Annotated in this window: 22 protein-coding genes and 1 riboswitch; of the genes, 3 read left to right on the forward strand and 19 right to left on the reverse strand. The window is 33.7% G+C overall.

Annotated features, from left to right (window positions below; genetic code table 11):
- Window positions 1-73: 73 nt before the first annotated feature.
- The 7 genes from H8707_RS13075 to pdxS form a co-directional block, all read right to left on the reverse strand.
- Window positions 74-1,138: an extracellular solute-binding protein gene (locus H8707_RS13075; protein ID WP_262430589.1), complete on the reverse strand. Its 1,065-nt coding sequence runs from the start codon at window positions 1,136-1,138 to the stop codon at window positions 74-76.
- Between the two features lie 143 nt (window positions 1,139-1,281).
- Complete coding sequence (locus tag H8707_RS13080) at window positions 1,282-2,496, reverse strand: ABC transporter permease (protein ID WP_262430590.1); 1,215 nt, start codon at window positions 2,494-2,496, stop codon at window positions 1,282-1,284.
- Window positions 2,493-3,206: an ABC transporter ATP-binding protein gene (locus tag H8707_RS13085; protein ID WP_262430591.1), complete on the reverse strand. Its 714-nt coding sequence runs from the start codon at window positions 3,204-3,206 to the stop codon at window positions 2,493-2,495. The genes H8707_RS13080 and H8707_RS13085 overlap by 4 nt, the downstream gene beginning before the upstream one ends.
- Before the next feature lies 1 nt (window position 3,207).
- Window positions 3,208-4,449: an efflux RND transporter periplasmic adaptor subunit gene (locus tag H8707_RS13090; RefSeq protein ID WP_262430592.1), complete on the reverse strand. Its 1,242-nt coding sequence runs from the start codon at window positions 4,447-4,449 to the stop codon at window positions 3,208-3,210.
- Between the two features lie 217 nt (window positions 4,450-4,666).
- Entirely contained in the window at window positions 4,667-5,887 is a 1,221-nt protein-coding gene (locus tag H8707_RS13095; protein WP_316699688.1) for a Glu/Leu/Phe/Val family dehydrogenase, read from the reverse strand.
- A gap of 172 nt (window positions 5,888-6,059) precedes the next feature.
- Window positions 6,060-6,698: a redox-sensing transcriptional repressor Rex gene (locus tag H8707_RS13100; protein ID WP_262430594.1), complete on the reverse strand. Its 639-nt coding sequence runs from the start codon at window positions 6,696-6,698 to the stop codon at window positions 6,060-6,062.
- A gap of 197 nt (window positions 6,699-6,895) precedes the next feature.
- On the reverse strand, window positions 6,896-7,765 hold the full coding sequence (pdxS, locus tag H8707_RS13105) for a pyridoxal 5'-phosphate synthase lyase subunit PdxS (RefSeq protein ID WP_394354672.1): 870 nt from the start codon (window positions 7,763-7,765) through the stop codon (window positions 6,896-6,898).
- A gap of 253 nt (window positions 7,766-8,018) precedes the next feature.
- On the opposite strand from pdxS, the gene H8707_RS13110 reads away from it, so the two are divergent.
- Together H8707_RS13110 and abc-f are read left to right on the forward strand one after the other, a co-directional pair.
- Window positions 8,019-8,231, forward strand: a complete 213-nt coding sequence (locus H8707_RS13110; protein ID WP_262430596.1) for a hypothetical protein — start codon at window positions 8,019-8,021, stop codon at window positions 8,229-8,231.
- A gap of 143 nt (window positions 8,232-8,374) precedes the next feature.
- Window positions 8,375-10,279 (forward strand): ribosomal protection-like ABC-F family protein, encoded by a 1,905-nt coding sequence (gene abc-f / locus H8707_RS13115; RefSeq protein ID WP_262430597.1) that lies wholly within the window; start codon window positions 8,375-8,377, stop codon window positions 10,277-10,279.
- Between the two features lie 170 nt (window positions 10,280-10,449).
- Here the strand turns inward: abc-f and tsaD are convergent, their stop codons facing one another.
- The 6 genes from tsaD to H8707_RS13145 all read right to left on the reverse strand — a co-directional run bounded on the left by tsaD (window position 10,450) and on the right by H8707_RS13145 (window position 14,501).
- Entirely contained in the window at window positions 10,450-11,454 is a 1,005-nt protein-coding gene (tsaD, locus tag H8707_RS13120) for a tRNA (adenosine(37)-N6)-threonylcarbamoyltransferase complex transferase subunit TsaD (protein ID WP_262430598.1), read from the reverse strand.
- Between the two features lie 13 nt (window positions 11,455-11,467).
- Window positions 11,468-11,911: a ribosomal protein S18-alanine N-acetyltransferase gene (gene rimI, locus H8707_RS13125; RefSeq protein WP_262430599.1), complete on the reverse strand. Its 444-nt coding sequence runs from the start codon at window positions 11,909-11,911 to the stop codon at window positions 11,468-11,470.
- A gap of 2 nt (window positions 11,912-11,913) precedes the next feature.
- A complete protein-coding gene (tsaB, locus tag H8707_RS13130) occupies window positions 11,914-12,612 on the reverse strand; it encodes a tRNA (adenosine(37)-N6)-threonylcarbamoyltransferase complex dimerization subunit type 1 TsaB (RefSeq protein WP_262430600.1) in 699 nt (232 codons plus the stop codon).
- A complete protein-coding gene (gene tsaE / locus H8707_RS13135) occupies window positions 12,612-13,067 on the reverse strand; it encodes a tRNA (adenosine(37)-N6)-threonylcarbamoyltransferase complex ATPase subunit type 1 TsaE (RefSeq protein ID WP_262430601.1) in 456 nt (151 codons plus the stop codon). The genes tsaB and tsaE overlap by 1 nt, the downstream gene beginning before the upstream one ends.
- A gap of 281 nt (window positions 13,068-13,348) precedes the next feature.
- Window positions 13,349-13,912, reverse strand: coding sequence for a chromate transporter (locus tag H8707_RS13140; protein ID WP_262430602.1), 564 nt, complete (start codon window positions 13,910-13,912; stop codon window positions 13,349-13,351).
- Window positions 13,899-14,501, reverse strand: coding sequence for a chromate transporter (locus tag H8707_RS13145; RefSeq protein WP_262430603.1), 603 nt, complete (start codon window positions 14,499-14,501; stop codon window positions 13,899-13,901). The genes H8707_RS13140 and H8707_RS13145 overlap by 14 nt, the downstream gene beginning before the upstream one ends.
- Before the next feature lie 236 nt (window positions 14,502-14,737).
- Between H8707_RS13145 and H8707_RS13150 the strand changes: the two genes are divergently transcribed.
- Window positions 14,738-15,490 carry an SDR family NAD(P)-dependent oxidoreductase gene (locus H8707_RS13150; RefSeq protein ID WP_262430604.1) on the forward strand — a complete coding sequence of 251 codons (753 nt, stop codon included), beginning with the start codon at window positions 14,738-14,740 and terminating at the stop codon, window positions 15,488-15,490.
- 45 nt (window positions 15,491-15,535) lie between these two features.
- Here H8707_RS13150 and H8707_RS13155 read toward each other — a convergent pair whose 3' ends face one another.
- The 6 genes from H8707_RS13155 to hpf form a co-directional block, all read right to left on the reverse strand.
- Window positions 15,536-16,144 (reverse strand): ECF transporter S component, encoded by a 609-nt coding sequence (locus H8707_RS13155; protein ID WP_262430605.1) that lies wholly within the window; start codon window positions 16,142-16,144, stop codon window positions 15,536-15,538.
- 84 nt (window positions 16,145-16,228) lie between these two features.
- Window positions 16,229-16,346: riboswitch (FMN riboswitch) on the reverse strand.
- A 67-nt stretch (window positions 16,347-16,413) separates the two neighbouring features.
- The gene (locus H8707_RS13160; protein WP_262430606.1) at window positions 16,414-17,148 is read right to left on the reverse strand and encodes a sensor histidine kinase; all 735 of its coding nucleotides are present in this window, start codon (window positions 17,146-17,148) and stop codon (window positions 16,414-16,416) included.
- A gap of 16 nt (window positions 17,149-17,164) precedes the next feature.
- Window positions 17,165-19,261, reverse strand: coding sequence for a Tex family protein (locus tag H8707_RS13165; RefSeq protein WP_262430607.1), 2,097 nt, complete (start codon window positions 19,259-19,261; stop codon window positions 17,165-17,167).
- A 135-nt stretch (window positions 19,262-19,396) separates the two neighbouring features.
- Window positions 19,397-20,504, reverse strand: a protein-coding gene (prfB, locus tag H8707_RS13170) for a peptide chain release factor 2 (RefSeq protein ID WP_262430648.1) whose coding sequence is annotated in 2 segments (ribosomal slippage) — window positions 19,397-20,428 and window positions 20,430-20,504 — 1,107 coding nt in all. Because the reading frame shifts where the segments join, the coding sequence is not laid out codon by codon here.
- 196 nt (window positions 20,505-20,700) lie between these two features.
- Complete coding sequence (gene secA, locus H8707_RS13175) at window positions 20,701-23,436, reverse strand: preprotein translocase subunit SecA (protein WP_262430608.1); 2,736 nt, start codon at window positions 23,434-23,436, stop codon at window positions 20,701-20,703.
- Window positions 23,437-23,588: 152 nt separating this feature from the next.
- Entirely contained in the window at window positions 23,589-24,125 is a 537-nt protein-coding gene (hpf, locus tag H8707_RS13180; protein WP_262430609.1) for a ribosome hibernation-promoting factor, HPF/YfiA family, read from the reverse strand.
- Between the last annotated feature and the right edge of the window lie 314 nt (window positions 24,126-24,439).

Raw genomic sequence — 24,439 nt, forward strand, 5'->3', positions numbered from 1 at the left:
ATATGGTAGCTATAGATAAAATTGATTAAATATAAGCTACCATTATATAATTCAGTATCGACTTATGTCCTAATTAATTTAGTGATTTCTCTAAATGCTCATTAAACTTAGTAGTGATTGCATCTTTATTTGCCGAAACCCATCCTTCATCATATAGTTTAACCAAAACTATATCATCGGTAGGAACCATATATGAAGCAAGTTTGGCATCTTTTCTCAATGGTCTTACTGTCAATTCTCCGCCTACCAAGTTTTGTATCTTTTCCGATAACATATAGTCGACGAATTTTTTAGCATTTTCTTCATTCTTTGCCCCTTTTATAATCTGAACGGATTCTCCAGGGAATATGGCTCCCTCTTTTGGAAATACAACTTCTACAGGTGCTCCGTTTTTAATGTAATTTACAACCGGGTCTTCCCATGTTAAGCCTACAGGATATTCACCATCAGCTACACTTTTATGAAGTTGTCCTGAACTTGTAGACATTTTACCATCCAAATTAGCTATGAATTTATCAACAAAATCCCATGCTTTATCCGACATTGGATCTCCGTCTCCCATTGCATACAGCATTGCAGCAAGGGATTGAAATGCAGAACTTGAATTTGCAGGATCTCCGAATGCAATCTTTCCCTTTAATTCAGGATTTAACAAATCTTCAAATCCTTCCATTTTTATGTCGCCGATCAAATTTTTATTTACTATAAATACTGTAGGGTCGGCAAATGCAGGTGAGAAAAACCCTGATTTATTCCTAAATTGCTCTATCATGTTTTCATCTTCCGGAGAAACATACTCCATAAATAAATCCTTCTTTGAGGCAAGCATCGTCTCATCAGCGGCCCATAAGATATCTCCCATAGGGTTGTTCTTTTCTGATTCTACCCTCTTCAACAGCTCTCCTGTACCGGCTACAATCATTTCCACTTTTATACCTGTATCCTTCTCAAAATTAGGTATTACAGCGTTGTTTAAGCTTTCACTGCGAGCAGTATATACCACTAAAATATTATTATCGTCGGCTGATACTTTACTATTATCCGGTTCTTTTCCTTCATTGCTTGAACAGCCAGTCAATACAGTACTTAATAGCAGCATAATTATCAACGCTTTAGAAACCGTTTTCTTATTGAACATTTTCTGACCTCCATTATTATAAATTATATAACTCTTTATAAGTAAATTATAATATGTAAAAAAATATTAGTATATCCGATAAAAGAAAACGTTTATCCAAAATAACAAACAAAAAGCCAATCTCTCGACTGACTTTTCACTTATTATTCATATCTTAAGGCATCAATAGGATTCAATTTTGAAGCTTTATTTGCAGGATAAATACCAAAGAAAACACCAACTCCTGCTGAAAAAAGCCATGCTATTATAACAGTTTCAATAGAAAAACTTGGTGGTATTCTTATGATACTAGAAACGACAAAGGATAAGCTGAGTCCAACTATAGTCCCAATTATGCCGCCTATTCCGGATATAATCACAGATTCTACCAAAAATTGCAGTAATATGTCCTTCCGTTTAGCTCCTATAGCTTTTCTTATTCCAATCTCCCTAGTACGTTCTGTAACAGAAACGAACATTATATTCATAACTCCTATTCCTCCTACCAAAAGGGAAATAGCTGCTATAGCTCCAATTACCAAAGTTACAACCCCGGTAACTTTGTTTATCGATTCTAATTCTGCTTCAGCCGTTTGAACCATATATTTATTCTCTCCCTCGTTTCCATGCCTTTTCTCAATTAAACGAATTATCTTTTGAGTGAGACTATCTATATCCGTTTCCTTTCCCATACTCATCTCAAACTCAGAATAAAAACCTCCATTACCTGTTATTCTTTCTAAGGTAGTATAGGGAACAAAAACATTTCCAATGGTTTCTCCTCCCATAGCTTGAAGTGTAGTTTTTGGTTTTTCATATGTTCCAATAATAACTAAAGATATTGGACTTCCACCAATCTCTATATCCAAACTCTCTCCTAATACATTGCTTCTACCAAATATCTCTAATGCCATTTCCTTGTCTATAATACAAACTTGTCTTTTCCCTTTTACATCTTCGTCTGATAGATATCTGCCTTCAATCATATCCACCTTTTCAATTTTGATATAATTTTCATCCCCGCCATAAATTCCTGCATCTATCTTTTGACTTTTGGATTTTACTGTTCCTCTTTCATATATAGAGGGCACAATAGCTTCTATTTCATCCGAGAAAGTACTTTTTAGCACATCAATATCGTCGGAAGTAAGTAAGTCTCTGATTGTATAATTTTCTCTCCAGTTAATTGAAAAATAAGCAAATCCCGCGCCAAATGCTTCAAATTGTTCGTCGATCACCTTTTGGCTGCTTTCCCCTAACGCGACTATGGTAATAACCGAGGATATTCCTATGATAATGCCTAACATGGTAAGGAGTGAACGCATTTTATTTGAAAATATTGCACTCAATGATACCTTTATACTCTCAAGTAAATTCATAGACTTACCTCCTGTTTTTTGATGATAATCTGATTTTCAACAGGCTTATCCTCTATAATCTTACCATCCCTGCATACAATCATTCTTTTTGTATGCATTGCTATGTCAAACTCATGAGTAACCATTATAATCGTTACACCTTCCGCATTAAGCTGCTGAAATATGCTCATGACCTCATTACCGGATTTTGTGTCCAAGTTGCCGGTAGGCTCATCAGCAAAGATTAAACTTGGATTATTGACTAAAGATCTGGCAATAGCAACTCTCTGTTTTTGTCCGCCTGAGAGTTCATTGGGATTATGATGCATTCTTTCCTCTAACCCTACTTTCTGCAAAGCATTTATAGCTCTTTCCTTTCTCTGGTTGGCAGAAACACCTGCATAAATCATAGGAAGTTCCACGTTCTTCAAGGCGTTAACACGTGGAATCAAATTGAATGATTGAAATATAAAACCTATCTTCTTGTTTCGAATCTCGGCAAGCTCATCGTCGCTCATATCTTGAACACTCTCGCCATCTAATTCATAAATTCCTTCTGTAGGTTTATCTAAGCACCCAAGTATATTCATCAAAGTGGATTTCCCCGATCCGGAAGGACCCATGATGGATACAAATTCTCTTTCTTCTATTGATAAATTAATATTTTTTAAGGCCTCCACACTTACAATTCCAGTATTATATATCTTGCTTAAATTTTCTATTTTTATCATATTACATCACCTTGTCCACTATAACCTGACTTCCGTCTTTTATTCCTTCTGTGGGATTCATAATTACAGAATTTCCTTCTTTTATATCTCCTATTACTTCTATGGAAAAATCACTTCCTATACCGGTTTTTATTGTATTCTCCTTTACAATACCGTCATCGCTTACAGTAAATATGACCTTCTCTCCGTCTTTTTTAGTAAATATAGCCTCATAAGGAAGAGATAAGGCATCTGCTTTCTTCTGTGTTAAAATATCTATCTTTGCTGAAAAACCAGGTTTTAAAAATTCATCATTGTCTTTAATGGCTATTTTTATTTCCACTACATTTTCTTTACTTTGTATTTGCTCCAATGTCTTTGCGATGGAGCCTACATATTTTACTTTCCCTTCATATACTCTATCTTCAAACGAATCTCCTGTAATCTTCACGGAATCTCCTTCTTTAATTTTGCTTGCATCATATTCGTTAATATCCACTATGATTTCTAAGTGTTCTAAATCTTGGATCGACATCAATGCTACATGAGATTGTACTATTCCGCTTTCAGAAATATTGGTATCTACAATAGTCCCTGATATAGGGCTTTTTATAGTATATTTTTCTAATTCCTTTTCCAATTTCTCTGTTTCTATCTTTGCTAACTCTATTTTTTGCTTTTGAATAATTATTTCATTTTCAGGGTTAGAATTTTTTAATTTTTCTTCAGCTAATAAAAAATCATTGTAAAGCTGATCTACATCATCCTTTGATTTGTCAAATTCTACCTTGTTGATTATACCTTCATCATACAACTTAATATTTCTCTCATATGTATTTTTGGCATCTTCATATCTAATCTTTGCATTGGACAATTGAATTTCAAACTCTTTTGTCCCTTCATTTTCTAATTTTTTTAAACCTTCTTTTTCTATTTCAAGCCTTAACTTCGAATCCTTTATTCTATAAAGAATATCCGAGTCTTCCAATTTCATTAATATTTGATCTTTTTCAACTTTATCCCCTTCTTGAACATATATTTTTTCAATTTTTTCTTCCACATCCGATATGATATCCCTCTTATCCATTGAAAATATTGTTCCTGTAGTAAGGATGTGAGATTCTATGTCCTCTCTTACTATAGGTGTAGTTTGCACCACAACCCCATTAGGTTTTTTATTTTTAATTGCCATATTTACACCCGAAATCCCTAATACAGCAATTAAAACCACTAGAATAATTAATACTTTTTTCTTTCTATTCATATATTAAACTTCCTCCCAATTATTTAAATCTTTACCAAATGGTGGTATACCCTTCTCCATTTTATATGTTTGTTCATATAAATAGTAACTGGTAAATTGAACATACTGCTTCATTTATATTAACGTATACAATATATATATTACTGCAATTTATTGGAAATTTTTTATTAAAAGAATAAATTAAAAGAAAAAAGCTGGTCTTTCGACCAGCTCCTAATTAGTACCATCCTCTTAATTTCATTACCTCTGCAACCTTTTTTACCGAATGCATGTAGGCTGCTTTTCTCATGGTAACATCGTGTTCTTCTTTTATCTTCCATATATCTTTAAATGCATCTATCATTGCAATTTCTTGTTTTTCTACTACGTCACTTTCTGTCCAATAGTAGCCGTACAAATTTTGCACCCATTCAAAATATGAGACTGTAACTCCTCCCGAGTTTGTTAATATGTCAGGCGATACCGGTATTCCTCTTCTTTCCAGTGCTTCATCTGCATCAGGAGTTATAGGACCATTTGCCGCTTCACATATCATTTTTGCATTTATTTTCTCCGCAACTTCTTCTGTAATTGCATTCTCCATGGCTGCAGGTATAAGTATATCTACATCCAACTTCCAGAAATCATCTAAGCTTATTAGCTCTCCTTTAGGATACTCTAAGAAGTTTCTGTTTCCTTTCTTATAGAAATAATCATATAAATCTGCAAAATCTAATCCGTCTTTATTATAGATTGCATAAGTACCATAATTCGGTGTCCATTCTGCAACTGCTACTATTTTTGCTCCATGCTCTTGAACATTCTTGACTGTAAAACTTCCAACATTTCCAAAACCCTGTATTGCAACTTTTGCACCTTTTAGGTCTATTCCATGCTTTTTGGCAAATTCTCTTGCAATAACAGCAACTCCAAATCCTGTAGCTTCATTCCTTCCCTTAGAGCCGCCCCATTCAACAGGTTTACCTGTTATAACTCCAATTTCATTTTTTCCGGTTAATTTGATATACTCATCAACCATCCATGCCATTATTTGTCCATTTGTATTTACATCAGGTGCCGGTACATCAATTTTTTCACCTAAATACTTATGTAATCCATCTATATAACCTCTGGACAATCTTTCCAATTCTGCCTTTGATAACGTTTGCGGATCAACTGTAATGCCACCTTTTGCTCCGCCATAAGGAATCCCGGTAACACAGCATTTAAAAGTCATCCAAACGGATAATGCTTTTACCTCATCTAAATTTACAGCAGGATGAAATCTTACGCCTCCCTTCCCTGGTCCTATTGCGTCATTGTGGACAGATCTGTAACCTTTAAAAACTTTTACTGTTCCATCATCCATTTTGACCGGGATTGATAGCTCGATTACTCTTTGCGGTTCTTTAAGCAATTCATATACAGCCTTGTCCAATCCTAAAGAATCACAAGCCATTTTAATTTGCTTTTGTGCACTTTCCAATGGGTTAAGAATCTCTTTTGCCAAAACAATTACCTCCTATTGTTCATTAAAAAAGGATCCTTTCACAAATCCTTTCATTATTAAAAATTATAGCATACCTATTATTGCCAGTCAATACTGCCCATAGGTATGCTATAATCTTATACTATTTATTATCAAATTGATTTAAGAAATAAGAGAGTATAAACAAGCTATCATTTAGCCTAACATTTTCTACTACTATATTGTCCGGGTGTACCAAGTCTACTGGAGCGAAGTTCCATATACCTTTAATTCCGGATTCTATATATATCTGTGCTATTATTTGAGCTGATTCCTTTGGAGTAGTGATTATCCCTATTTCTACCTTGTGATTTGCAATATAATCTTTTATAGTTTCAACGTCCAGAACTTCAATATCCCTAATTTTTAATCCTATCATTCTCGGATTCCTGTCAAATAAGCTCAATATTTTAAATCCCGCATCCTCAAAACCTTTATAATTTGCAATAGCCTGCCCTAAATTACCGGCACCAACTATTATTGCATTATATTTTTTATCCAGTCCTAGGATTTTACCTAATTCCCTATGCAAATCCTCTACATTATATCCATAGCCTTGTTGCCCAAATCCCCCAAAGTTATTTAAGTCCTGCCTAATTTGAGAAGCTGTAAATCCCGTTAAATTGCTCAACTCTTGGGATGAAATCTTTCTGATTCCCTTTTCTAATAACTCAGTTAAATACCTATGATATTTAGGCAATCTTCTTATAACGGTTATTGATACTTGTAAATCCTTTTCCATCTGCTTATCACCACCTCAAAACTTTCTATTTTCTAAATATTAAAACACAATCGCAATCATTAACCCAAGATTGCTTCACGGTTTAATAAATACATAATATAAAACCGCCTAGTTTGTTTAAGTTAGTTGCATTTATTATAACATTTAGTTATTTTCCTGTCAATTTATACATGGAGGTGGCAATAAGTATATTTTGTTTATCTATTTGCAAAAAGTTCTTCATCAGGTATTTTGCTTATTTCAATACCTACCATGGCTTCACCTAAATCACGTGAAACCTCTAATAGGACTTTAGGATTATCATAATTTTTTACTGCTTCCACAATTGCTCTGGCTCTTTTTTCGGGATTTCCCGATTTAAAGATTCCTGAGCCCACAAATACTCCGTCACATCCTAATTGCATCATAAGAGCTGCATCAGCAGGAGTTGCTATTCCACCTGCAGCAAAATTCAAAACAGGCAAATTGCCTTTTTTTGCAACATCAACCACTAAATCATAAGGCGCTCCCATTTCTTTTGCGGCTGTCATCAATTCTTCCTTAGGCATATTTTGTAATCTTCTGATTTCAGACATGATAACTCTCATATGCCTTACAGCCTCTATTACATTCCCAGTTCCTGCCTCACCTTTCGTTCTGATCATGGATGCTCCTTCACCAATTCTTCTAAGAGCTTCACCTAAATTCCTTGCACCGCATACAAAGGGAACGCTGAAATCCTTTTTATCAATATGAAAACTATCATCAGCCTGTGTAAGCACTTCACTTTCATCAATATAGTGTACCCCTAGTTCTTCAATGATTTGTGCTTCGACAAAATGGCCAATTCTTACTTTTGCCATTACGGGAATAGACACTTCCTTCAGTATTTCTTCGATTAATTTTGGGTCGGACATCCTAGCTACTCCGCCATATTTCCGTATATCGGCAGGAACTCTTTCCAATGCCATAACCGCTGCTGCACCTGCATTCTCTGCAATTTTAGCTTGCTCTGCATTGATTACGTCCATTATAACTCCGCCTTTAATTTTGCTGTTCAACTCAGACACTTTATTATTCACATTCATCCTCCTATATATACATTTTATTATTATATATATTGTATCATGATACTTTTAGCAGTGTCAATACACTTTTTTAATAATATCGATACAGTATTGTAATTCACAAAGGAATCTACACTTTAAAAAAATTATAATAAATAATTTATAGTCGGGAATTATATTATTATAAGAAACTCATTAACAGAAAGTTCTTTTATTATTTTGATTAAAGTAGAGCTTTCCTATTCATTATAAAATAACTTTAGGAGGTCTTTTAATGGCAAGTGCAGAACAACTTAGAAAAATTCCGCTTTATTGTGACAAATATTTGGTAGAGTCCATTGATGAACACAATCTAACAAACAGTGTAAGCGACAAACATGATAGCTGCATAAAATGTGCTCATTACAATGAAAAAGGATTGTGTAACCTAGGATTAATTGACAAAGTTTTATCATCAATGTCAATGGAATTGGATTTCAAATCATAACACTCCACTTTAAATGGAGTGTTATTTTTGATACAATAAACATATTATATAAAATTCTATACACTGTAACAAGTCCACCATTTATTAGTTCTCAGTAGAAATGACAGTGTATGTAGGATTTTCAGTAATTAGGAGATGAAACAATGCCAATTCTTTCATGCAGCAATTTAATGAAATCATATGTTGTTGATACAATATTTGAAAATATAAGTTTTAATGTAGAAGAAGGAGACAAAATAGGTGTTATTGGTCTTAATGGAGCAGGTAAAACAACTCTTTTTAATATATTGTCCGGTGAATTGAATAAGGATTCAGGAGAAATATATGTTCAAAGGGATTTAAAAATAGGATATCTAAAACAACACGTAAATATAACAAGTGATAATACGGTGTTTCAAGAGTGTTTAGAAGTATTTCAATACCTTATAGATATGGAGGAAAATTTAAGAGTTTTGGAACAAAAAATATCCATAGAGGGAAATAAAGGGGACTCCAATATCCTCAATTCTCTCATGGATGAATATGGTTCCCTTTCAGAAGAATTCTCAAATTTGAATGGCTATGGGTATAAATCAGAGATTAAAGGAATATTAAAAGGAGTAGGATTTAGCGACGATGACATGGATAAGGATGTTAATATACTGAGCGGTGGACAAAAATCAAGGCTATCCTTGGCTAAACTTTTACTTACAAAGCCGAACCTTTTGTTATTGGACGAGCCTACCAATCATTTAGATATAGATGCTATATCTTGGTTAGAAAGATTTTTAAAGGAATATAGAGGAGCAACCCTTATTATATCCCATGATAGATATTTCCTAGATAATATAGTTAATAGAATCTTTCATTTAGAAAATAAAAATTTAACTATATACAATACAAATTATACAAAATTCATGACTCAAAGAAAAAGGGATTTGGATCTTTTAAAGAAAAAATATGAAGATCAGCAAAAGGAGATTAAACGACAAGAGGAAATCATAACTAGATTTATGAATTACGGAGGCTCTCGTTATATAAAACAAGCACAAAGCCGACAAAAACTCCTTGATAAAATGAAAGTAATTAACAAACAAATTACTTCAAAAAAGACTAGGATAAGATTTGAGCCAAAAATAAAATCCGGCAGAGATGTCCTACGCGTAGAAGAAATAAAAAAATCATTTGGAAATTTTGAATTATTAAATGATATAAACTTTAACATATATAGAGGTGAGAGGGTAGGACTTATAGGTCCAAATGGCATTGGCAAAACAACGCTTTTCAAAATAATACTCGGAACTCTTTCAAGGGATAATGGAAATATAGTAATAGGTCATCATGTAGTCCCCGGTTATTTTGACCAAGAAATGACAAAACTTAATTTTGATAAAACGATTATCGATGAAATATGGGATGAGAATCCTAGTTTAGATTATTTTGATATTAGAACCATATTGAGCCAATTTTTGTTTATCGGTGATGATATTTTTAAAGAAATTAATGATTTAAGCGGCGGCGAAAAGGCAAGAGTTGCCCTAATAAAGCTAATACTGTCTCAAGCCAATTTCCTGCTGATGGATGAACCTACAAATCATCTTGATATAGATTCCAAAGAAGTCTTGGAGGATGCACTATTGGATTATGAAGGCACTTTGTTTGTCATATCCCATGATAGATATTTTCTAAATAGAGTCACTAATAAAATCTTGGAATTGACTGAAGAAGGCATCAACGAATTTTTAGGAAATTATGATTACTATTTGGAAAAGAAAAATGAAACTTTTTATGAAGAAGATGAAGAAAACAACAAGACCAAAACTCAAATAAAACTTGAAAGAAAAAAGGAAAAGGAAATTATAGCAGAAGAAAGAAATAGAAAGAAAAAAATATCAGAATTAGAAGGAAAAATCGCCGAATCTGAAAAAGAATTAAAAAATATAGACAATGAATTATGTAAGCCGGAAATCTATGAGGATCATGAGAAAATTGTCGAACTAAGTAGGATAAGGGAAGATATTGAAAACAATCTAAATCGACTTTATGAAGATTGGATGAAGCTAACTTAAAATCTAATCCACACTAAATCAACAAGTTATGCACATTATCCACAGGGTTATCCCCAGCTTATATGCTATATCAGCTAATTTTCCTTGGTTTTGCCCACATTATCCACAGCATATTATGGTAAACCATTTATATTATGTGGATAAAATGGGTAAAATTTTGTTAATACCTATCAGTTTATGTCTAAATTTGGATTAACGCTCACACCTAAATCTGATTCATTTCCATTTATATACTGGAAGTATCCTGCTGCTCCAATCATGGCAGCATTGTCGGTACAAAGTATTTTTGAAGGATAATATATTTTTATACCTTCCATCTTCCCTTTTTTCTCCATCATATTTCTAAGCCCCTCATTTGCAGCCACACCACCGGCAATTACTATCTTGTCAGATTTTCTTGATTTCGCAAGTCTAAATGACTTTCCCACAAGAACATCCAATACTGCTTGTTGAAAACTTGCAGCAACATCTTCTACGATTATTTCATTCCCCTTTTGCTTTTCCTGATTTAAATAATTAAGTACTGCTGTTTTCAATCCACTAAAGCTAAAATCATAAGTTTTATCATCTAAAAATACCCTAGGAAACTCTATTGAATCCTTATTCCCCTGTTTTGCTAATTTGTCAATAAAAGGACCTCCGGGATATGGAAGTCCCAAAGCTCTTGCTACTTTATCAAATGCTTCTCCTGCTGCATCGTCTCTAGTTCTGCCTACAAGTTCATAATCTACATAGGAATTAACTTGTACTAAATAACTATGCCCTCCGGATACGATCAGACAAGTAAAAGGCGGTTTTAGATCCTTATGATCTATATAATTTGCACAGACATGTCCCTCTATATGATTTACTCCAATTATTGGAATATTAAGTCCATAAGCCAATGCCTTAGCAGTAGATAGCCCCACCAGTAAAGCACCTACTAATCCCGGTCCCCTTGTTACGCTAATTAAATCTATATCTTTAAAGCCTATCTTAGCTTCATCCAAAGATTCCTGTATAATCTGATTTATACATTCTATATGTTTTCTTGAAGCAATTTCCGGTACAACTCCTCCAAATTTCCTATGAATCTCAATTTGGGAGGATATAATATTGGATAAAACCTCTCTGCCGTCTTTTATAACTGCCGAAGAGGTTTCATCACAGGAAGTTTCTATAGCTAATGTTAACATTTTACTCCTCCTATCAATTTGTTCTCCACATAATTATTGCATCTTCATTATTATCCGAATAATACCTCGGTCTAACTCCGAAATCAATAAATCCATATTTTTTATATAAATTTTGTGCGACTATATTTGATTTGCGAACTTCCAAAGTCATATTGTTTATATCATTCTCACTGCACAAATCGATTAAACCGCAAATCAACTTATTGCCTACACCTATTCCCCTATAATCCCTATTCACAGCTATATTGGTAATATGACCTTCATCCAATATAAACCAAATCCCTCCATAGCCTACAATTTTATCATCTATTGCTGCTACTATATAATGAGCCAACAGATTGTCCCTTATTTCCATTTCAAATGCGTTCCTAGACCAAGGTGTTGTAAAAGATTGTTTTTCGATTTCCATAATACTATCTAAATCATCTATTTCCATTTTACGGATAATAATTTCCATATCTATTGCTCTCTTTCATTTAATTCCCTTTGAGCTTGAGATTCTCTCAAGTATTCCGGTACCAATGTAAAATAATTGTCTGTAATCCCATTTTTATATTTAATCAAAGCCAATTCACAAACACTCGATGCTAAAGGCATATTTTGTCCTACATTCGAAAATCTCACTTTATCATTTAATACACTTTTTATTTTATCTTTGAACAATATGCTGCCGTTACCATTGACAACAATATTTTCATAATCTTTATAAAGTCTATCTAACAGAACATCAATTTCCATTGCTGCAGGTTCCATTATAGTAATTAGGTTTTCCCTTTCCCATTTATATATACCCGTATATACCCTGTTTCTCCTTGCATCTATCATCGGGACTACTATATCATTGAAGGGTAAATTAAAAGCAAGTGCTTCCAATGTTGAGACTCCTACTACAGGCTTATCATTGATATGGGCAAATGCTTTTATAGTTGCAAGTCCAATTCTCAGTCCTGTGAAGGAACCGGGACCTGTTGAGACCCCAAAAATATCTATATCTTCAATCTTCAGCTGCAAATTATCCAAAATCTCTTTGACCATTGGCACCAATCTTTCTGAATGGCTCATATCCTCATTTAATGAGTATTCCCCTAACAGCATATTTTCATCTATTACCCCACAAGTTGTCATAAGTGTAGATGTGTCCAGACCCAATACTTTCATTAGCGATTCAACTCCTTAATCAATTCATCATAGCTCCCGCCATTTCCGCTGATATGTAAAATTCTCTCATTATCGTCATTTCCCTTTTCAATATCTATAACTATCCTTATATCAGGTATCATCTTCTCTATTTTATCCGCCCACTCTATGATACATACACCTTTTCCATAAAAATACTCATCAAAGCCTAAGTCATAAAGCTCGTGAGCATTTTCCAATCTATATACATCAAAATGATATACAGGAAATTTCCCTTTGTATTCGTTAATAAGGGCAAAAGTTGGACTTGTAATGTATTCATCTACCCCCAACCCACGTCCAATAGATTTAGTTAGAGTAGTTTTGCCCGCCCCCAGGTCACCATTTAGGCAGATGATATCTCCGCCTTTTAATAGAGAACCAAGTTTGATCCCAAACTCCTCCGTTTCTTCTAAATTTGATAGTTTTATTTCCACAGCCTTTCAACCTCTTTCATCTATTGCTAATATTTAATTATATCAAATCAATTCACAATGTACAATTCACAGTTTTAAAGTATCTCTTTATCATAAAAAATCACAGGATTGATGATAACCTTATACTATCACCTTATGATTTTATCCTTACCATACTCACTTGCAGCGATTTAACTGCATATACTTGATAAGTTAAAATAATTTCTTCATTAAAAAACGACTAAATCTTTAAGAGCACTACCAAGAATTATGGTCGTAAAATCCAATACAACTAAAACATATTATATCAGAACTCCCAAAATCCCTGAAATTAAAATTATTATTACAGGATTTATTTTAGTTTTTAAAAGAAGTAAAAGGCTTAACACAAATATAAAAACATTTTGTAAACTTATTAATTGAAAAATATTTTCCGCTGTTTCATTTAAACTGATACCGCTTTTAAAGAATGCTGTTTCTGCAACTACTAAGGCAGCAGAAATAATAAGTCCCGCAATTACCGGTCTTATTCCATAAAAAGCCATGGTTTTTAGTGGATGTTTACTAAACTTAAAAAACACATTCGCAACAATTAAAACAAGCAATAGGGAAGGAAGAGTAACACCTATTGTTGCAATTATTCCTCCTAGGATTCCTCCTGCATTATATCCGATAAAGGTTGCAGAATTAACCGCTACAGGCCCTGGAGTCATTTCCGATATAGCAATTATATCTATAAGATCAGATGAAGAAATCCAATTATACATTGCATTTTCTGATTGAATAAGAGGTATCATGGCATATCCACCTCCAAAGCTAAAAAGACCTATTTTAAAAAAAGATAAAAATAATCTAAGATATTCCAATGTCATCTTCCTCCCTATTAATTATTTTTTTGCTTAATTTTGGAAAGAAGAAATAAATTATTATTCCAATCAAAGCACCGGCAATTATTACAAATATAGCCTGCACTTTAAAAAAAGTAATTGCGATTACAGTGAATAATAATATGATAGCTCCAAGTTTATCTTTTACTGATTCCTTTGCAATTTTTACTCCGGCTACCAATATTAAAGCTACAATTGCAGGACTTATTCCATCGAATATTGCATCAAATATTGGATTCCCCCTAACAATAGAAAAAAACATTGCAATCAAGGTTATAGTAATTAGAGATGGCAAAACAACTCCGGCTGTAGCTACAACTGCTCCTAATCTACCCAATACTTTATACCCTATAAAAGTTGATGTATTTATAGCTATGGCACCGGGAAGCGATTGGGCAACTGCAAAAACATCAATAATCTCTTTTTCACTAATCCATTTTTTATTATCAACTATTTCTCTTTCAATTAAAGGAATCATAGCAAAACCTCCGCCAAAGGTAAAAGCTCCTACTTTAAAAAAACAAATAAATAATTGAAGGAATCTTTGTCCCTTACTTTTTTCATTCATAAACTCACCTCATTATTAATTATTTGACCAATTCTTCAACAACCATAGCAGCTGAACCCAATGCACTCTTCATACTTGAAAATTAAATATATTATAGCATTTTATGCCAAAGTGATAAATATTTTGATTAATTATTCAACTTTCTCGGTATATTTAATAGGTTAAGGGGTATATTTGTTATATGTAAATTATAAACAATCAAAACAAAAATAACAAATTAAAAGGAGGTCTAATTCATGAGATTAAAAGACAAGGTAGTTATAATTACCGGTGCCAGTTCAGGAATGGGAAACGCGGCTTCTCTTTTGTTTGCTAAAGAAGGAGCAAAGGTCATAGCTGTTGCAAGAAGGAAAGATAGGCTGGAGAAATTAGCAAAACAAGCTGAAACTTTTGAAGGTAAAATAATTCCACTTCAATCTGATATATCAAACGAAGACAATCTAAGAAATATCGTTAAATTCACAATGAATGAATTTGGAAAAGTTGACATATTGATTAACAATGCAGGAATCTTGGATGACTACATGCCTGCCGGAGACATGACCGACGATATGTGGGATAGCGTACTAAATGTCAATCTTACAGCTCCTATGAAACTGATAAGAGGAGTTCTTCCAATCATGATAAAGCAAAACAAAGGAAATATAATTAATGTAGCATCAGTTGGAGGTTTGCATGGAGTAAGAGGCGGAGCAGCATATGTAACGTCTAAACATGGCCTATTAGGTCTTACTAAAAATACTGCTTATGTTTATGCTGATAAAGGTATTCGCTGCAATGCTGTATGTCCCGGAGGTGTAGCCACTGAAATAAGTGCAAAAGAACCAAATGAACTCGGTCTAAGTAAGTTGATGTCCGGTGTAAACACTTCACCAAGAGAAGGGACATCCGAAGAAATTGCAAATATACTTTTATTCTTAGCATCTGACGAATCAAGCTTAATCAACGGTGCTAGTATTGTTGCCGATTCAGGCTGGACTGCTTACTAAAAAGTAAGTCTTGGAATTTAATTGTTCCAAGACTTATTTTTAGTTTTATCTGTGCAATATAGGCGATACTCTTTTGTAGATCAATATGGTAACTATAGTTAGTAATGTTCCTTTTAAAAGATTAAATGGAACTATTGAAAACAGCATCAAAGTTTTTAAGTCTACAATTTTATTGCTTAATTTAGCTCCCATATCTACAAATGCTTGCGTAGATTGCCCCATTAGCTTCGCATAAAATGGAAACATAATATAGTAGTTTGCAAGTGTAATTGCAATAGTCATCACTATAGTCCCTGCTATTAATCCAATTACCGCATTTTTAAAAGTTTTATTTTTATAATAAAATGCTCCTGCAGTATAAGCAAATACTGCTCCAACTACAAAGTTGGCTAATTCACCTATTCCTCCTGTTGTAGTCCCTTCAATTATTACATTCAATATATTCTTTAAAAGTTGAATAATAACTCCCGCCATAGGTCCTAAAGCAAAGGAACCAATAAGAGCAGGTAAATCGCTGAAGTCCATCTTAATAAAAGGCGGTGCTAAAAATACCAATGGAAATTCAAAGAACATAAGAATAAATGAAACCACTGCTAATACCGAGACTTTGACCATAATCTTGGTGTTCCATGACTCTTTTTTTAATGAATACACAAAAATTCCTCCCTTTTTTTATTCCTTCAGGGATTTAAAAAAACCCCGAAGTTTTTCTTCGGGGCAAATAGACAAACCATCTATTTACATCTTCTCTCATCCAGACTATACTGTCGGCCTTGGAATCTAACCAAGTCAACCTAATAATAGGCTCGCGGGCTATACCGCCGGTGAGGAATCACACCTCGCCCTGAAGATATAATTTTTAATATTTCTTTATAGTTTAATATTATTACTATGAAGATTAATTGTCAAGCAAAAATCATAATCTAATCCATTAAGTTCTCATGGTAAATAGGAAAAGATATCAAGAATCTTGTACCCTCCCCTAATTTACTGCATACTTCTATATCCCCTCCGTTTTTTTCAATACTCCTTTTAGCAATTTTTAAACCCAATCCCGTTCCCTTTGCTTTTGTAGTAAATTCCACTTTAAACAATCTTTCCATATTTTCAGGAGAAATACCTACCCCTGTATCCTTAATTTCTATATATACCTTGTTTCCCAAATCGTATAACTTAAGAGATAAAGTTCCCGACTTATCCTCCATGGATTCTATTGCATTCATAATAATATTTAAAAGGCTCTGCCTTAACTCATATTCATTGCACAATATTCTTGAATATGAGTTAAGAAGAAAATTAAGTTGAATCTCATTCCCAAGAGAATTCAATATATCCAGTTTAAAACGTACCATATCTACAGTTTTTAAAATTATTGACTGTATGTCATAAGGCTTTTTTTCCTCTTCATTATAACCTTGTGTAAAATTATAATATCTATCCAATGCATCTTTAAAGCTCAACGTGGCTTTAACGATATTTATAAGGTTTGTCTTAACATCATCATCTACATCTTTTATTAAAGACAACTGTGCCAATCCGGATATAGTAGCTAATATATTCTTCAAGTCATGAAAAACTCCTTCTGATAAATCTACCATTATTTTGAAACTTTCCATTCCAAACAATTCTTTATCTTCTAATTCGGTAGATTTTAGCATTGTATCCCCCCTATTCTTACCCCTTCATGCTCAATGATATTCTTCCCCTATTAATATCTATATCTATTATCTTTACTTTAACAATATCCCCTATTTTAACAATTTCCTTTGGATGTTTTATAAATCTGTCACTTAATTCCGATATATGAACTAAACCGTCCTCCTTTACACCAATATCTACAAAGGCTCCAAAATCTACTACATTTCTTATGGTTCCATTTAATATCATATCTTTTTTTAAATCTTCTATCTTCATTACATCTTGCCTTAATATGGGCTTTGGCATCTCATCCCTTGGATCCCTACCTGGTTTTTCTATCTCCCTAATTATATCTCTTAAAGTAGGAACTCCTACTTTTAGCTCTTTGGAAATCTTTAATACATCAGCGTTTTGATAATCAACATTCAATAATTCTCGAGCAATATTATAAGACTCCGGATGTACTGAAGTGTTATCCAAAGGTTCATCTCCTTCAGGAATTCTTAAAAACCCAGCACATTGCTTATATGTTTTTTCTCCAAGGTTTTTAACATTAAGCAGCTCCTCTCTTAGCCTAAATTTGCCATTTTCCTCCCTATAGCTTACAATGTTATTTGCAACCCTAGTAGTAATCCCCGCTACATATTTAAGCAAAGACGGACTGGCGGTATTCAAATCTACTCCAACAGTATTGACACAATCCTCAACAACACCGGTTAGGGCTTCATCTAGTTTCGCTTGGTTTAAATCATGCTGATACTGACCTACGCCTATATGTCGCGGCTCGATCTTTACCAGCTCTGATAAGGGATCTTGTAATCGCCTGCCAATGGACACAGCTCCCCTAATGGAAACATCTAGGTTTGGAAATTCCTTTATACCCAGTTCGGAGGCCGAATAAATTGACGCTCCCGCTTCGCTTACAATCATATAAGATACATTTTCCTCAAGCCCCCTAAGCATTTCTGCTACTACTAGTTCAGTTTCTCTAGATGCTGTTCCATTACCAATAGAAATTAGATTTACATTGTATTTCTTTATCAAATCTTTTAATATAGATTTTGTTTTATCAATCTGCTTTTGTGGTTCTGTTGGATATACAGTTGTATAATCCAACAACCTGCCTGTATCATCTATAACTGCGACTTTGCATCCCGTTCTAAATCCGGGATCAATAGCCAATACATTCTTTCCCTTGATTGGAGGCTGCATAAGCAATGGTTTGAGGTTTAAAGAAAATACTTTTATTGCTTCTTCTTCAGCTTTTTCTGTTAGATTGTTTCTGATTTCCCTTTCTATTGAAGGATATAACAATCTCTTATATCCATCTTCAACAGCCAATTCTAAATATGGCGTTGTGATATTTTCTGAGCTTTTTATGATTTTAGTTTTTAATAAATTGATAATATCTTCATCAAATATATTTAAACTAATTTTAAGTTTCTTTTCTTTTTCTCCTCTGTTTATTGCTAATATTCTATGATTAACTATTGATTTGATGGGCTCCTTGTAGTCATAATACATCTCGTAAACGGATCGTTCGTTCCTATCTACCCCCTCTGCTTCTATAAATCCCTTGCTCTTAGCTATATTTTTGATTAGAGTCCTATAAGCTGCATCATCGGATATAATTTCCGCTATAATATCCATTGCCCCGGCTAAAGCATCATCCTCATCATATACTTCTTTTTCTTCATCTATATATGTAATAAGAACCTCTTTAAACTCTTTTTCATCAATTTCCTGATTCAAAATTATATCTGCCAATCCCTCCAATCCTTTTTCCTTAGCTATAGTGGCTCTTGTCCTACGCTTTGGTCTGTATGGTCTATATAAATCATCAATCCTTTGTAAGGATTCGGATTTTAAGATTTCCTCTTTCAATCCTTCGGTTAATTTTCCCTGTTCATCTATTAATCTAATAACCTCTTCTTTTCTTGATTCCAAATTTCGAAGATAATTTAGTCTATTGGATAATTCTCTTATAACCGTATCCTTCATTTCCCCTGTTTGTTCTTTTCTATATCTTGCAATAAATGGAATTGTATTTCCTTCATCTAATAATTCGACTGCATTTTGTACGTTTTTAAGCTTCAAATTAAATTCTTTTACCAAGGTTTCTAAAATTTTCATTTACTCCTACCTTTCAAAAAATACTATTATTATCATATTCTACATAAATTCCCAAATTCCTTCTTACATGTAATAATTTTCCAAGATATTATAAATACTTACATATTAATTGTATATTTACATACAAAAAGCCCATTATTGCTGGGCTTTCATCTTTAAATATTCATTAATAAAAATATCAATGTCTCCATCCATTACTCTATATACATCTCCAACTTCTACATTAGTCCGATGATCCTTTACCATGCTATATGGGTGGAATACATAAGATCTGATTTGGGATCCCCAGCCAATCTGGGAATAACTGCCTTGTATGTCCTCAATCTTCTCCTTATTTTCTTCTTCTTTAACTTGTATAAGTTTTGCTTTCAGCATTTTTAATGCTGTTTCTTTATTCATATGCTGAGATCTTTCTGACTGACACTGGACCACAATTCCCGTTGGAATATGGGTAATCCTTATGGCTGAATCCGTAGTATTTACATGTTGCCCTCCGGCTCCTGTAGACCTATATGTGTCAATTTTTAAATCCTTTTCGTTGATTTCAACATTTACATCCTCATTTAATTCAGGAAAGACATCTATACTTGCAAATGAAGTATGCCTTTTGCCTGATGCATCAAAAGGAGAAATGCGAACTAATCTGTGTACTCCTTTCTCAGACTTTAAAAATCCGTAAGCATTAAACCCTTTGATAAGAAGTGTAACAGATTTTACTCCTCCTTCAGTATCTGCCAAAAGATTTAAAGTTTCAATGCCAAAGCCTTTGGACTCTGCCCACCTTCGATACATTCTCAAAAGCATCTCAGCCCAATCCTGAGCCTCAAGTCCTCCTGCTCCTGAATGAATAGAAAGTATTGCATTGTTTTTATCATATTCACCACTGAAAAGTGTCGATAATTTGAAACCCTCAGCCTTTTTATAAAGATCATCTAAACTTTTCTTAATCTCCTTGTAATCCTCATAGCTCTCTTCCTCTATAACTAATTCAATTAAAGTTTCCAAATCGTCTATTTCTGCTATTAAATCTTCATACTCTTTTATCTGCGTATTTATCCCTTTGATTTCTTGCATTGTCTTTTGAGCTTTTTCGATATCATTCCAGAACCCTTCATCATAAGACAATTTTTCTAGGCCCTTTGCCTTTTCCCTTAGACTATCCAAGTCAAAGGGAAACACCTATTTCTTCTACCATCGTTTTTACGTTGGATAAATTTTCTCTATCTGCATAAATATCTTCCAATATATCACCCTTTCTTTTCAATTCACAATTCACAATCACAGTTCACAGTTCACAATTCACAATTCACAATCACAATGCACAGTTCACAATTCACAGTTCACAATGCACAATGCACAATTCACAATGTTCTTCTCTCTTACCTCTTACCTCTTACCTATTACCTCTTACTTCTTACCTCTTACCTCTTACTTCTTACCTACTTATTCGCTCCGCAGCATTTTTTATACTTCTTTCCGCTTCCACAGGGACACGGATCGTTTCTTCCTATTTTTTTACCTTTTCTGACTGTAGTTTTGTTTGTTTCTTCCTTGTTATTTTCTATAGGCTGTGCTACTCTTTTTCTCTTGATTTTGTCCGGAGTTTCAACATGATATAAAAATCCGACAGTTTCTTCCCAGATGTTTTGTGTCATCTCTTCAAACATATCAAATCCTTCAATCTGATATGCACGCACCGGATCTTCCTGCCCATATGCGCGCAGCCCGATTCCTTGCCTCAATTGGTCCATTGCATCTATGTGATCCATCCATTTGCTGTCTACAACCTGTAATAGTACTACCCTTTCAATTTCTCTAAATTTATCTTCACCAAATTCAGCTTCTTTTCGTTTATATCGTTCCTCACATGCTTTTAAAATTATATCAATGAGGCTTTCCTTTGTTAAGGATTCCCTATCATCAAATTTTAATACGCCCTTACTTAAACCGAATTGCTTAACTATATAAGCTTCTAGCTCTTCTAAATCCCAATCTTCAATAAGTTTGGATTGTCTGGTATAGATTTCAACATTTTGTTCTACCAGAGCCTTTACCATGCCGCCTATATGATCTCGTAAATTCTCCCCTTCTAATACTTTCCTTCTTTCACCATATATTACTTCTCTTTGTTTGTTCATTACATCATCATATTTTAATACATGCTTTCTTATTGCAAAGTTATTCCCCTCAACTTTCTTCTGAGCATTTTCTATGGTCTTAGTTAAGAGAGAATGTTCTAACGGTTCATCCTCCGGGAAATTCATATTATCTATTAAATTTTGAAACTTCTCTCCTCCAAACAATCTCATCAAATCATCTTCAAGAGAGATATAAAACCTTGAACTGCCAGGGTCTCCCTGTCTGCCTGAACGCCCGCGCAATTGATTATCTATACGACGGGACTCATGCCTTTCAGTTCCTATGATATGAACTCCGCCTGCTTCTATAACCTTCTTATTATTTTCATCAGTTTCCTTCTTAAATTTATCAATTAAATCATTATATATCTTTTTTGCTTCAAAAACCTCGGGATCATCTACTTCAAAGAAGCTATCAACTAAAGCCAATACCTCATCAGAAAAATTTTGTTTCTTCATTTCCTGTTTTGCCATAAATTCGGGATTCCCTCCCAATACTATATCTGTACCTCTACCAGCCATATTGGTAGCTATAGTGACAGAACCAAATCTACCGGCTTGTGCTACTATTTCTGCTTCCTTTTCGTGATATTTTGCATTCAATACTTCATGAGATATTCCTTCCTTTTTAAGAAGTTTTGACAAAAATTCAGATTTCTCAATAGTAACAGTACCCACTAAAACAGGCTGCCCCTTTGCATGCCTTTCCTTAATATCATTGATTACTGCCCTAAATTTAGCTGCTTCATTTTTATATACGCTATCAGGTAAGTCCTGTCTTATAACCGGCTTATTGGTTGGAATTTCAACTACATCCATATTATAGATTTCTCTAAATTCTGATTCCTCTGTCTTTGCTGTACCGGTCATACCGGCAAGTTTTTCATACATTCTAAAATAATTCTGGAATGTAATAGTAGCTAAAGTCTTTGACTCAGATCTTACATTTAAATTTTCCTTTGCTTCAATTGCTTGATGCAATCCGTCACTGTATCGCCTTCCATACATAAGCCTTCCGGTAAACTCATCTACAATTATTACTTCTCCGTCTTTTACTACATAATCAATATCCCTTTTCATTATACTTCTTGCCTTTAAGGCAATATTAATATGATGTGCGATTTCCATATTGGAAATATCCGCTAAGTTCTCTATCCCAAAAAAACTTTCGGCCTTAGCTGTCCCCTTTTCAGTAATGGATACTGTCTTTGCTTTTTCATCTATGAGATAGTCAACTGTTTCCTCTTTGATTTCTCTATCAAATGGATCAAGTTTTTCTTCATTTGGGTCAACTACCCTTGCGGTTAATGTTCTTGCAAAATTGTCTGCCATTTCATACAATTTTGTGGACTTATCTCCCTGTCCGGAGATTATAAGCGGAGTTCTTGCTTCGTCTATTAAAATACTATCCACCTCGTCAACTATGGCATAATACAAAGGTCTCTGTACCATTTCTTCTTTATATATGACCATATTGTCTCTAAGATAATCAAATCCAAATTCATTGTTAGTGCCATAAGTGATATCGCAAAGGTATGCTTCTTTTCTCTCTTTATTTGATATACCGTGGATTATGCAGCCTACTGTAAGCCCCAGGTATTCATATATTTTACCCATCCATTCCTTATCTCTTTTTGCCAAATAGTCATTGACAGTAACTATATGGACACCTCTTCCGGTTAAAGCATTTAAATAAGCGGATAGCGTCGCCACCAAGGTCTTTCCTTCACCAGTTTTCATTTCTGATATTCTGCCATGATGGAGAATTATCCCACCCTCTAATTGAACTTTAAAGTGTTTCATCCCTAAAACTCTAAAGGAAGCTTCCCTCACTACTGCAAATGCTTCGGGCAATATATCATCTAATGTTTCTCCATTATTTAATCTATTTTTAAATTCTAATGTCTTTCCCTTTAACTCATCATCAGATAAATTTTGCATTTCATTATCTAAAGCCAATATTTTGTCTACTGTTTGAGCATTCTTCTTTAATTCTCTATCACTATATGAACCAAAGATCTTGTCAATAAAGCCCATAGTAATCATCCTTTCAATTTTACCTAATCTCAATTATAACATTTATTTCAATCTTTGTGAAATCATATTTCCGATATTTGTGTATCCAGGTGTTGGTATAGCACACAATGAAAAGGGCAGGTATTTTTTTACCTGCCCTTTTTAAAATCAACTTAATATATTTCCGGTTCTATTAATCCGTAATTTCCATCCTTCCTTTTATATACTACTGAAATATCATCTGATTCAGCATCCATAAATATGAAAAAATTGTGTCTTAATAGCTCCATTTGCAGTATAGCTTCTTCTGTAGACATCGGTTTAAGTACAAATTTCTTTTTCCTTACCAAGCTCGGCTTTATCTCTTCATCTTCGTTTGCTAATGGTGCAACATTTTCAAATCTAATGGTTTCACTATTTTTATACCTTTTTTGCAGCTTTGTCTTATTTTTGCGGATTTGTCTCTCCAAGATGTCTACTGCCCTGTCAATTGAAGCATACATATCGTCACTTGACTCTTCAGCTCTAAGTATGGTTCCAGGTAGGTTTATGGTTACCTCAATGATTTTCCTATTCTTTTCTGTACTGAACGTAACATTGCCCTGAATGTCCTTTTGAAAATATTTATCTAATTTACCCAGCTTCTTTTCTGTTACACCCTTTAATGCCTCCGTTACCTCCATATTTTTGCCAGTATAATTCATTATCATAAACCCCACTCCTTTCGTATAAGCAATATAGACTTATACTTTTGCTATTATATTACCCATTTTATTGGCAGTTATAAACATAAAAAATTATTTTTATTGTTATAATCCAATTATTACCTGTTAGTTTTGTGTGGATAATATAGTTCGCTCTTTGTGGATAATGTGGATAACTCTGTGGAAAACTTGAATTTTCTGCATTTATTTGTGGATTAAATTGTGTAATATCTTTAAAATAAGGTATAAAGGTTTCAATAACTTTATACAAAAGGCATGGTAATTCATCTCAAAGTTAACTTTATCTAATTTATAGAATA

This window comes from Paratissierella segnis (genome assembly GCF_014385195.1).
GTDB lineage: Bacteria > Bacillota > Clostridia > Tissierellales > Tissierellaceae > Paratissierella > Paratissierella segnis.

Excerpts from the sequence above, each read along its gene's own strand:
- H8707_RS13075 (WP_262430589.1), bottom strand. The coding sequence starts at position 1,138 with ATGTTCAATAAGAAAACGGTTTCTAAAGCGTTGATAATTATGCTGCTA.
- H8707_RS13080 (WP_262430590.1), bottom strand. The coding sequence starts at position 2,496 with ATGAATTTACTTGAGAGTATAAAGGTATCATTGAGTGCAATATTTTCA.
- H8707_RS13085 (WP_262430591.1), bottom strand. The coding sequence starts at position 3,206 with ATGATAAAAATAGAAAATTTAAGCAAGATATATAATACTGGAATTGTA.
- H8707_RS13090 (WP_262430592.1), bottom strand. The coding sequence starts at position 4,449 with ATGAATAGAAAGAAAAAAGTATTAATTATTCTAGTGGTTTTAATTGCT.
- H8707_RS13095 (WP_316699688.1), bottom strand. The coding sequence starts at position 5,887 with ATGGCTTGTGATTCTTTAGGATTGGACAAGGCTGTATATGAATTGCTT.
- H8707_RS13100 (WP_262430594.1), bottom strand. The coding sequence starts at position 6,698 with ATGGAAAAGGATTTACAAGTATCAATAACCGTTATAAGAAGATTGCCT.
- pdxS (WP_394354672.1), bottom strand. The coding sequence starts at position 7,765 with ATGAATGTGAATAATAAAGTGTCTGAGTTGAACAGCAAAATTAAAGGC.
- H8707_RS13110 (WP_262430596.1), top strand. The coding sequence starts at position 8,019 with ATGGCAAGTGCAGAACAACTTAGAAAAATTCCGCTTTATTGTGACAAA.
- abc-f (WP_262430597.1), top strand. The coding sequence starts at position 8,375 with ATGCCAATTCTTTCATGCAGCAATTTAATGAAATCATATGTTGTTGAT.
- tsaD (WP_262430598.1), bottom strand. The coding sequence starts at position 11,454 with ATGTTAACATTAGCTATAGAAACTTCCTGTGATGAAACCTCTTCGGCA.
- rimI (WP_262430599.1), bottom strand. The coding sequence starts at position 11,911 with ATGGAAATTATTATCCGTAAAATGGAAATAGATGATTTAGATAGTATT.
- tsaB (WP_262430600.1), bottom strand. The coding sequence starts at position 12,612 with ATGAAAGTATTGGGTCTGGACACATCTACACTTATGACAACTTGTGGG.
- H8707_RS13145 (WP_262430603.1), bottom strand. The coding sequence starts at position 14,501 with ATGAATGAAAAAAGTAAGGGACAAAGATTCCTTCAATTATTTATTTGT.
- H8707_RS13150 (WP_262430604.1), top strand. The coding sequence starts at position 14,738 with ATGAGATTAAAAGACAAGGTAGTTATAATTACCGGTGCCAGTTCAGGA.
- H8707_RS13160 (WP_262430606.1), bottom strand. The coding sequence starts at position 17,148 with ATGCTAAAATCTACCGAATTAGAAGATAAAGAATTGTTTGGAATGGAA.
- H8707_RS13165 (WP_262430607.1), bottom strand. The coding sequence starts at position 19,261 with ATGAAAATTTTAGAAACCTTGGTAAAAGAATTTAATTTGAAGCTTAAA.
- secA (WP_262430608.1), bottom strand. The coding sequence starts at position 23,436 with ATGGGCTTTATTGACAAGATCTTTGGTTCATATAGTGATAGAGAATTA.
- hpf (WP_262430609.1), bottom strand. The coding sequence starts at position 24,125 with ATGATAATGAATTATACTGGCAAAAATATGGAGGTAACGGAGGCATTA.